The organism is Frankia sp. R43, assembly GCF_001306465.1.
GTDB lineage: Bacteria > Actinomycetota > Actinomycetes > Frankiales > Frankiaceae > Parafrankia > Parafrankia irregularis.
Map to the genome: position 1 here is coordinate 731,388 of NZ_LFCW01000004.1, position 9,166 is coordinate 740,553.

The window sequence follows — 9,166 nt, forward strand, 5'->3', positions numbered from 1 at the left end:
GAAGTGAAGTCGCGCAACGGTGGTCACCGGAGCCTCCTTCGGGGATTGTGCGTCCCCGCGGACGGATGGGCATCATGACGGCGAAGTATCTGACTCACCCGCGGCGTTTCGCGGGCTCACAGTGGCGCAACCGTGCCGGACTTCCACCGGCTTCCTTACGCCGTCACGAGGCCCCACCGTAGGTCCGTACCGGATCGGGCGTCAACACCCGCTCCGGCGGCCGACGTCTCCCCCGCCCGGGCCGGGCTCAGAAGCTGCCGACGGCCTCCTTCTCGTCGTCGTAGACCTCGAAGATGGTGATCAGCTGGGTGATGTGGAGCAGGTCCTGGAACTTGGGAGGTGGCTTCAGCAGCTTGAGGTGGCCGCCGCGATGCTGCGTGGCCGTGTAGGAGCTGACGAGCTCGCCGATGCCGCTGCTGTCGACGGTGGTGACGCTGGCGCAGTTCAGCAGCAGATTGCGGGTGCCGTTCTCCATCTCCTCACGGACGGCCCAGCGGAGCTGCTCCGCTCCCATCCCTAGGACGATCTTCCCGCCCAGGTCGAGGATGGTGACACCGTTCTGCTCGCGACGGTCGATCTTCATGAGAATCAGGTGCTCCTTCCGGAAGGTGTTTCACCAGGACGGCTGCCGCGGAAAGCGCAGCACCCTGCGCCCCATGCCCACCCCGCCCCAGCGCCCAACCCGGAGAATTCGTCCGGGCACACAGGGCAATAGTCCCCTGAGTCAACCTGACACAAACACAGCCAGTTACCATCCGTAACAGCAACGCTTCGGGTTTGCGGCCTTCACCGACCCACCTTCGCGGCGTGGCCCCCGGAACGAACCGGGGCCGGTCACCCGACCGGAGTTGTCAGCCAGCCGGGTTCGTCGCGGTGACCAGCCAGGTCGCGGCGGGAAAACGGACGGCTCCCCGCACGAGATGCCGACGCAGCTCCGCCCGCACCTCGTCGAGCAGCGCCGACCAGCCCTGCGGGCCCAGGGCCGGCTGCAACTGCTGCCGGGCCGACCGGCCGGTGGAGGTGCTCAGGATGGTCGCCAGCCGTTCCTCGACCCCGTCGGTGCCATCGGCCCCGTAGTCGCATTCGAAGTCGAGCGCGTTGATAACGATGCCGGACCAGCCCGCCGCACCCAGGACGCCCGCCAGCCGGTCGGCGTCGGCGAACGCGGTCGGGCCAGGCTCGCCAGGCGCCGGGTCCGCCGGTGGCGGGACCAGCCGCCCGGCGAGCACGCTGGAGCCGAGCGAGAACATCGGGTTCTCCTCCCGGCCGCGCCAGCAGGCGAAGACCAGCCGGCCCTGCGGGGCCACAACCCGGCGGATGTTCGCGAACGCCGCCGTCGGGTCCTCGAAGAACATCACCCCGAAGCGGGAGACGACCAGGTCGAACGGCGGGCCGGGCGCTTCCCCGCCCAGGTCGAGAACCTGCGCGTCCCCCACCACGACGGTGGCCACGGGAACCCTGCGCCGCGCCGCCTCGGCCATGCCCGGCGAGATGTCGACCCCGACCACGCTCGCTCCCGCGCCGGCCCCGGCCGCGAGCAACGTGCCGGAGCCGCAGCCGACGTCCAGCAGCCGCTGCCCGGGCCGGACTGCCGCCGCACGGCTGATCGCCGCGGTCACCGGCGCGAACAGGGCGTCGAAGAGCGCCTCGTTCGCGACCCAGCCGGAGGCGTTGTCGCCCCAGGTCAGCCGCATCTGCTCGTTCAGCACACCCTCGACGGTAGCGTGGGCTGTAGCCAGAGCCCGATCAAGAGAGGCAAACGGGGGCGAAGGGTTTCCTGGCGACCCGCAAGAAAGAAGGATTCTGGTCGTCGGAACGACCGAAATCGTTCACTCTTGCGACTCACCAAACCCTCCAACGACCAAAAATCCATCGAACTACCGGGGCAGACACACCACTAGTTGCTGTAGACCCGCCGGGGCACCAGGAAAACGGCGGTTCTCCGTTGCTCGGCCATCACCCGGTCATACGTGGCCCAGTCGTCGTGCGTGCCGCCCGCGGCGACGAAGACCTCCCGCAGCAGCAACCGGAGCCGCTCGGCGTCGATGTCGGGATGCGGGTCGTCCGGGCCGATGAGCTGCGCCTCGCCCTCGGCGGACACCCATCGCCACCCCGACCTGACCGTGACGGTCAGCGCGGGCCTGGCACGCAGGTTCGCGAGCTTGACCCGGCCGTAGGTGACGAAACCGACGACAGGGGTGGTGCTCAGCGGATGCCGCAGGACGCCGACGTTGACCACGGACGACTGAATGCTCTGGTCGGCCCGCGACGTCGAGACGACCGCCAGCCCTTTCTCCTCCCGGCCCAGCTCCGCCAGGTCGTCCATCGTCGCCACAGCCATGCCTCCCCGTCTGTCGGCGCGTCCACTCGCCCGCCCAGCATCGTTTCACGGCTCCGGGCGGCGGACCGACGGCGAGCGCCACGGCCCGCAGCACCTGTACCGGGTCAGGCCGCCCCGCCGGCGCCACCCGGCTCGCCGCGCAGCTGCCCGCGGTCACCCGGCGAAGGTCAACAGGGTGGCTGACGGGCGCAGATCACGCGGGCCGGGCAGGGCCGCGATCCTCCGGAGCGTTCGCGACCGCCATGCCCTGCGGCCGGGCGGTGGCTGCAGGTCCTCGGCGGTGGCCACGCCGGGGATCTGCGCGGGCAGGCGAGCGGCCGCGGAGACCGTGAGGCCGAAGGGCATGGGCGGCGCGGTGTAGCGGTCCGACATGCGGTAGCCCTTCATCGTCCGCCTGCTGAACGCGGGGGGTATCGAGTCGAAGAACAGCTGCCCGGCGGGGAACCGCGCGGCACACTCGGTGATCAGGGACATCACCTGGTCTCGTTCCAGGTACATGAACAGGCCCTCGGCGGAGATGAACACCCCACGTGCCGGATCGGGGACGTCCATCCAGCTGTGGTCCAGCGCCGAGACCGGGATCGCGGTCATGCGTGGCTCCGGCGGCAGCAGGCGCCGGCGCAGGTCGATCACCGGTGGCAGGTCCACGGTCAGCCAGTCGACGCCGGGCCGCCCCAGGCGCCAGTAGGTGGTCTGCAGGCCCTCGCCGAGGGCGACCACAGTCGCCTCGGGGTGCCGGTCCAGGTACGCGCGGATGGCGAGGTCCAGGGCGAGGGCGCGCAGTGGATGGCTCTGGCTGGGCCTGCCGAAGCGTTCGAAGTCGTAGTCGATCCTGCGGTAGAGACGCTCCGCCAGCGGGTCGTCGAACGACGAGCCCGGGTGGATCGACTCCTCGGCCCGGTTGCGCAGCGTCCACAGGCAGGTGGCCGCCACCCCGTCCAGGGCCGTGCCGTCGATCTTCTCTTCTGTCGTCACGGCGGGATCAACGCGTTTCGTGATCAGGCGCCGAAGCATCGGCGGCTCGCGGCGGGCCGGCGAACGAGGCACGGAGGAACTCGAGGATCTCCGCCCGCGCCGCCTCGGCCTGCGGCGCCAGACCCGGGATGCTGAGGAACGCGTGCCCCGCTCCGGCGTACTCGGCCAGCCGTGTCGGCGTCCCGGCCGCCTGCAGCCGTTCGGCGTAGCGGCGGCCGTGGTCGGCCAGCGGGTCGTGGGTCGGCACCACCACGAGCGCCGGGGCCAGCCCGCTCAGACTGTCGGCGTGCAGCGGCGAAAGCTCGCGAGGGTCGGTTCCCGGTGGAACGGCGAGCCGCTGGAACAGCCGCAGCACCGGCACGGCGAGGGTCGGGGTGTCGGCGTGCTCGGTGACCGAGGCGTGGTCGAGCATCGTCCCGGTCACGTCGACAGCGGGGTTGACCAGCACCTGTGCCGTGAGCCGCAGGCCGGACTCGCGGGCGCGGATCGCGGCCAGCGCACTGATCAGCGCGCCGCAGCTCTCGCCGAACACAGCCGTTCGCGCCGGGGCGATGCCCCACGGCCCGGGGTCGCGCACCACCTGCCGGAGCACGTCCCAGCCATCCGCGACGGCCGCCGACAGCGGAGTTCGGTGGTCGAGGAGGCGGTGCTCGACGGAGACCACGACCGCCGGCAGCTGGGCGGCGAGGTGGCTGTTGACCCAGTCGCTCTGCACGGCGGTGCCCACGAACCCACCGCCGTGCACGTGGAGCACGAACGGCAGCTCGGCGCCTTCGCCGGAGTCCGCCGCCGGCCGGTGGACGCGGACCGGGAGTTCGCGGCCGGGCAGCGTCACCTCCTGCCAGTCGATCACAGCGCCGGGGTCCGGGTCCCCCGTGACCGGCCGTATCGCGCTGGACGCCCGAAAGCGGTTCTCCGCGTCGCGGTAGGCGACCAGCTCCTCGTCCGTCATCGTCAACCAGTCCGGCTCCGGCGGACGCTCCGTAAGCACAACCTCACTCATACCTTCTCCTCGTCAACCGAGTTTCGCGACCCAAGGTATCGAAACCTACGGTAGCGAAAAAGGTATCGTGTGGCCATGGCATCGGCCGGATCCGCCAGACCACCCGGCCGCCCGCGCGCCGGCGTCCACGCCACGGTGTTCACCGCCACGCTGAGCACCGTCCACGAGCTCGGCTACGCACGCGCGACCGTGGAGCGCATCGCCGCGGCGGCCGGCATCGCCAAGACGACGATCTATCGGCGCTGGCCGTCCAAGGGTGAGCTGATCGTGGACTGCCTGCTGGACGCGTTCGGCCCGGTGCCGCTGGAGGGGGCCAACCGAGCCGAGATCATGTCCTCGGCCATCCACTGGATCGCGGCGAAGATCGGCGAGCCCGGGGTGGGCGACGCGTTCGCCGGCGTCTTCAGCGATGCCGTCAGCGACCCGTCTCTGCGCGAGATCCTGTCGACGCGGCTGCAGGACCCGTATCGGCTCGCAATCCAGGCAGCGCTGGACGAACCGGAGAACCGGGTCCTGTTCTTCATCGACGTCGTGGTCGGAACCCTGCTGCACCGGATGGGCATGACCGGCGAGCCGATGGCCGACACCGACGTCGCCGCACTGGTCGACATGGTTCTGCCCGCGATGCGCGGAACCTGACCACACGCCTCCCGTTTGTCATCGCGTCCGCTCGCCCGCCCGGCGTCGTTTCACCGGCCTGAGCGACCGCGCCCACCGTTCGGCGCCCCGGGTTCCGGGTTTCAGAACGCCGGGCCGAGCAGGAAGCCGCCGGTCGCGTCGATGGTCTGCCCGGTGATCCACCGTGATTCCGGCGAGGCGAGGAATGCCACGACATCGGCGATGTCGGCCGGCTGCCCGATCCGGTTGAACGCCGACCACGACGCCGCCAGCTCACTCATCCGGGGATCGGAGAGGAAGAACGCGATGTCGGTCTCGACGATGCCCGGCTCGACGGAGTTGACGGTGATGTCGCGTGGCCCGAGCTCCAGTGCGAGAGTGCGCGTCAGCGCGTTGAGCGCACCCTTGGTCATCGCGTAGGCGACGAGCATCGGTGTCGCCAGCCGGGCGGCACCCGACGAGATGTTGATGACCCGGCCGCCGTCACGGAGCCGGTCGAGGCCGTGCTGGAGAATGAAGAACGGCGCCTTGGCGTTCACCGCGAAGACCTCGTCGAAGCTGGCGTCCGCGACGTCGCTCATCGAGGCGTGCAGCGCGATCCCGGCATTGTTGACGATCACATCCACCTGCGGCGAGTCGGTGAACTCCCGGACGCCCTCGTCGAAGGCCGACCACAGCGCGTGTGCGTCCCCGGCCCGCCCGAGCTCCGTCCGCAGCGTGAACGCCCGGCCGCCGGCCGCGGTGATCGCGGTCAGCGTGGCTCGGGCGGCCGCCTCGTTGCTGCCGTAGTGAACGGCGACGAGGGCGCCCTCGCGCGCCAGCCGCCCGGCGATGCTCCGGCCGATGCCCCGGCTGGCGCCGGTGACCAGCGCCGTCTTGCCGGCCAACGTACCCATGCTCAGCCACCCTTTCCTAGCGACCGCTACAGAACCATGCCGGGCCACCGTAGCATGTTCTTTAGCGATCGCTATAGAATCCGGTCGTGACCACCTCCCCCCGTGGTGGGCGACCGAGAGAGTTCGACCGGGCCACCGCTCTCGAGCGGGCGCTGGTGCTGTTCTGGGACCGGGGCTACGAGACCACCTCGATCGCCGACCTCACCGCCGCGATGGGCGTCGCCCCGCCGAGCCTCTACGCCGCCTTCGGCAGCAAGCGGGCGCTGTTCGACGAGGTGCTCGACGCGTACTGCGAGCGATACCGGTCCTTCATGGTGCGGGCGCTGCGGGAGGAACCGACCTTCCGGCGCGGGCTGGAACGGCTGCTGCGGGAGGCCGCCGCCGCCTACACCCGCCCGGATCGGCCGCCCGGCTGCCTCGTCGTCAGCACCGCGGTCAACTGCGGCTCGCCCGAGGTCGAGCAGTCGCTGCGGGCACTGCGCAACAGCGGGGTCGAGGCGCTCGAGCACAGAATCGATGCCGCCATCCGCGCGGGTGAGCTACCGGTCGGCACCGACGCGCGGTCACTGGCCGTGTTCACAGGCGTGGTCCTGCAGGGGATGGCCCAACAGGCACGGGACGGTACGACACGCCGAGAGCTGGAGTCCACCGCGCTGATCGCGATCAGCGCGTGGCCGTGGTCGACAGCGGTGCCAGGCCGCACCGGCGACTGAGAGCGCAGCCAGGGGACTTCCGCGGCTACGGCGCCCCGGGCGGGGCTCGGCGCCGAACCCACCCGGATCGGATCCTCGGGCCCAGCACACAGCCCCAGCACGGCACGGCACGGCACGGCACGGGCCGCTCGTATCACCGCGCGGGCCGAGGGTGCGGACGCGACCGACGTACGGCTCCGCACCCTCCGCGCCGCCGGGGAGGGACCTGTGCGACGACCCTAGGACGGGCCGAGCGCGCCCTGAAGGTCAGCGCCTCTGCACGCCTCGCCCTCGGCCACCTGGCCCCCGGACCGGATCGCGGTCCCGTTTCCGGGAATCTGGTTGACCGCCCCGGGAACCGGCGCGGACAGATCGTCGCCCAACGTGACGATCCGATTCAGTTCGTCGATGTGAACGACTCGCGGGACATACGTGCCGACCTCGCTTTCATCCATCTGCCGGAACGACATGATGATGATCAGATCGCCAGGGTGGACCAGGCGGGCGGCGGCACCGTTCATGCCGATGATCCCGGAGTCCCGGGGCCCGTCGATCGCATAGGTGACCAGCCGGGCGCCGTTGGTGATATCCACCACCTGAACCTGCTCACCCTCGACGATGTCGGCGGCCTCCATGAGCGTCCGATCAATCGTGATCGATCCGACATAATGCAGATCCGCCTGGGTCACGGTGGCCCGATGAATCTTCCCGCCGAGCAGAGTGCGCTGCATGCGATTTCCTTCAGAATTCGGTCGAGATCACGAGTGGGAGTTCCGGGTCAGCGAACACCCGCAAACATCGCGCCATCCGCGGCCCCGGCGGCACAGGCAGCCGGCACGCCTGCGTCATGCCCTCCCCGCAGGCTGTTCCCGTGCGGGGTCAGCTGCGGTCAGGGCACGTCGGTCGATCTTTCCGCCAGCTGTGACGGGAAGCGTGCCCAGCACCGTCACGGCGCTCGGCACCATGTAATGAGGAAGAAGATCCGCGCACCAGCTGAGCACCTCGTCCGCGAATGCGCCGTCCGCGGCCGGTCCCGAAAGCGCCGCGCCGCCGTCGGCCTGATCGGCGCCACGATCGGCATCAGGAACGACGAAGGCGAGCAGCCGGGGCGCCGCGGTGTCCCGGGACACCACGACCGCCGCCCGCCGCACCCGGGGGTGGGTGGACATGGCGGCTTCCACCTCCTCCAGCTCGAGCCGCATTCCCCGGATCTTCACCTGGTTGTCAGCCCGGCCGACGAACTCCAGCCAGCCGGCGCTGTCCCACCGCGCGAGGTCCCCGGTCCGGTACATCCGGGCGCCATCGCCGGAGAACGGGTTGGCGACAAAACGCGACGCGGTCAGCGCCCCGCTGTTCACATAGCCGCGGCCGAGCAGGAACCCGGCGACATACAGCTCGCCGATCGCACCGTCCGGCACCGGCTCCAGCCGGTCGTCAAGGAGGTGAAGCTGGGTATGCGGATTGGGCCGCCCAATGGAGGTGGCGAGACGCTCAGCACTGTCCCGGTAGATCACATGAGAAACGCCGATCGTCGTCTCGGCCGGGCCGTACCCATGGTAGAGATCGGTGTCGACCTGAGCTCGGAAGCGTGCGAAGAGGGCCGGTGTGAGTACCTCGCCTCCGCACCAGACATGCCGCAGGGAGGCCAACGCGGGCGTGCCTTCCGCCGCTTCCAGCACGACGTCCAGCATCGACGACACCAGATAGACGAAAGTGATCCGCTCGGCCTCTATCAGGTCGACCAGATATCCCGGGTCGAGCTCACCGTCCGGCTCCGCCACGACCACCCGGCCCCCGCAGACGAGAGGCAGCAGGATCTCGTTGATCGAGATGTCGAACGACAGCGGCGCCTTGAACAGGGAGGCGTCACCCGCGCCGAAGGTGAACAGGTCCGTCACCTGCCACCGCAGTCGCTCGGCGATCGCCTCATGGCGGATCATCGCCCCTTTCGGGGTGCCGGTCGAGCCGGACGTGAACATCACATAGGCCAGGCCGGCCAAGGGGATCGAAAGATCCAGTGGTTCCGGCGACTCGTGGCCCCAGGCCCACGCGTGCAGATCGACCGGCACGGCTCGCACCCCGTCGACCAGCCCGCCGGGCTCATCCGGCTCCCCCGGCCCCTCGGACGTCTCCGGACCCGTCACGATCAACTGTGCGCCCGCGTCCGTCAGTACCCGCCGACGCCGCTGGTCAGGCCAGGACGGCTCGACCGGGACGAAGGCGCCACCGGCGACCATGGCCGCGAGAACCGCGACGATCATCTCCGCGGATCGCCCCAGCCGGACACCCACGACGCCCTCCGGCTCGAGGCCGTGGCGACGCAGGGCCCGGGCGAGCTGGAACACCCGGTCTCCGAGCTCCCGATAGGTGAACCGCCCTTCCGGCGCCACGACAGCTGGCGCATCCGGCGTTCTCCGCACCTGGGCGACGAAAAGATCGACCACGGTCGTCACGACCGCGGGCGCGCTGGTGTCGTTACAGCATTCGAGAGCGACAGCCCCGTCCGCCGCCGGCGCCGGCGCCACGCCACCCCTGAAAAGCGCACTCACAATCATGCCCCATCTGTCGATGGCGAAACGGAACTCATCGCTGCCCGCACCTGGCCGGACCACCGGGACGCCCAGGCGTTACCCCGGAGCCG

At 70.3% G+C, this 9,166-nt stretch carries 10 protein-coding genes and 1 riboswitch; of the genes, 2 read left to right on the forward strand and 8 right to left on the reverse strand.

Annotated features, from left to right (window positions below; genetic code table 11):
- Positions 1-29: 29 nt before the first annotated feature.
- A riboswitch (adenosylcobalamin (AdoCbl) riboswitch) is annotated at positions 30-182 on the reverse strand.
- Between the two features lie 65 nt (positions 183-247).
- From ACG83_RS20355 to ACG83_RS20375, 5 genes are all read right to left on the reverse strand, one after another.
- Entirely contained in the window at positions 248-583 is a 336-nt protein-coding gene (locus tag ACG83_RS20355) for an STAS domain-containing protein (protein WP_054567766.1), read from the reverse strand.
- A gap of 268 nt (positions 584-851) precedes the next feature.
- Positions 852-1,694: a class I SAM-dependent methyltransferase gene (locus ACG83_RS20360; protein WP_054567956.1), complete on the reverse strand. Its 843-nt coding sequence runs from the start codon at positions 1,692-1,694 to the stop codon at positions 852-854.
- 203 nt (positions 1,695-1,897) lie between these two features.
- A complete protein-coding gene (locus ACG83_RS20365; protein ID WP_054567957.1) occupies positions 1,898-2,335 on the reverse strand; it encodes a TIGR03618 family F420-dependent PPOX class oxidoreductase in 438 nt (145 codons plus the stop codon).
- Between the two features lie 159 nt (positions 2,336-2,494).
- Positions 2,495-3,316: a class I SAM-dependent methyltransferase gene (locus tag ACG83_RS20370; protein WP_235498044.1), complete on the reverse strand. Its 822-nt coding sequence runs from the start codon at positions 3,314-3,316 to the stop codon at positions 2,495-2,497.
- Between the two features lie 7 nt (positions 3,317-3,323).
- Complete coding sequence (locus ACG83_RS20375) at positions 3,324-4,319, reverse strand: alpha/beta hydrolase (protein WP_054567767.1); 996 nt, start codon at positions 4,317-4,319, stop codon at positions 3,324-3,326.
- Positions 4,320-4,394: 75 nt separating this feature from the next.
- Between ACG83_RS20375 and ACG83_RS20380 the strand changes: the two genes are divergently transcribed.
- Positions 4,395-4,958, forward strand: a complete 564-nt coding sequence (locus ACG83_RS20380; RefSeq protein WP_054567768.1) for a TetR/AcrR family transcriptional regulator — start codon at positions 4,395-4,397, stop codon at positions 4,956-4,958.
- A gap of 101 nt (positions 4,959-5,059) precedes the next feature.
- Here ACG83_RS20380 and ACG83_RS20385 read toward each other — a convergent pair whose 3' ends face one another.
- Complete coding sequence (locus ACG83_RS20385; RefSeq protein WP_054567769.1) at positions 5,060-5,833, reverse strand: SDR family oxidoreductase; 774 nt, start codon at positions 5,831-5,833, stop codon at positions 5,060-5,062.
- A gap of 86 nt (positions 5,834-5,919) precedes the next feature.
- Between ACG83_RS20385 and ACG83_RS20390 the strand changes: the two genes are divergently transcribed.
- Positions 5,920-6,546 carry a TetR/AcrR family transcriptional regulator gene (locus ACG83_RS20390; protein WP_235498045.1) on the forward strand — a complete coding sequence of 209 codons (627 nt, stop codon included), beginning with the start codon at positions 5,920-5,922 and terminating at the stop codon, positions 6,544-6,546.
- Positions 6,547-6,764: 218 nt separating this feature from the next.
- On the opposite strand, the gene panD is transcribed toward ACG83_RS20390, so the two are convergent.
- On the reverse strand, positions 6,765-7,256 hold the full coding sequence (gene panD, locus ACG83_RS20395) for an aspartate 1-decarboxylase (RefSeq protein ID WP_054567770.1): 492 nt from the start codon (positions 7,254-7,256) through the stop codon (positions 6,765-6,767).
- A gap of 114 nt (positions 7,257-7,370) precedes the next feature.
- Positions 7,371-9,080: an amino acid adenylation domain-containing protein gene (locus ACG83_RS20400; RefSeq protein ID WP_235498046.1), complete on the reverse strand. Its 1,710-nt coding sequence runs from the start codon at positions 9,078-9,080 to the stop codon at positions 7,371-7,373.
- Between the last annotated feature and the right edge of the window lie 86 nt (positions 9,081-9,166).

Coding starts and splice junctions, on each gene's coding strand:
- ACG83_RS20355 (WP_054567766.1), bottom strand. CDS start 583: ATGAAGATCGACCGTCGCGAGCAGAACGGTGTCACCATCCTCGACCTG.
- ACG83_RS20360 (WP_054567956.1), bottom strand. CDS start 1,694: ATGCGGCTGACCTGGGGCGACAACGCCTCCGGCTGGGTCGCGAACGAG.
- ACG83_RS20375 (WP_054567767.1), bottom strand. CDS start 4,319: ATGAGTGAGGTTGTGCTTACGGAGCGTCCGCCGGAGCCGGACTGGTTG.
- ACG83_RS20380 (WP_054567768.1), top strand. CDS start 4,395: ATGGCATCGGCCGGATCCGCCAGACCACCCGGCCGCCCGCGCGCCGGC.
- ACG83_RS20385 (WP_054567769.1), bottom strand. CDS start 5,833: ATGGGTACGTTGGCCGGCAAGACGGCGCTGGTCACCGGCGCCAGCCGG.
- panD (WP_054567770.1), bottom strand. CDS start 7,256: ATGCAGCGCACTCTGCTCGGCGGGAAGATTCATCGGGCCACCGTGACC.
- ACG83_RS20400 (WP_235498046.1), bottom strand. CDS start 9,080: ATGATTGTGAGTGCGCTTTTCAGGGGTGGCGTGGCGCCGGCGCCGGCG.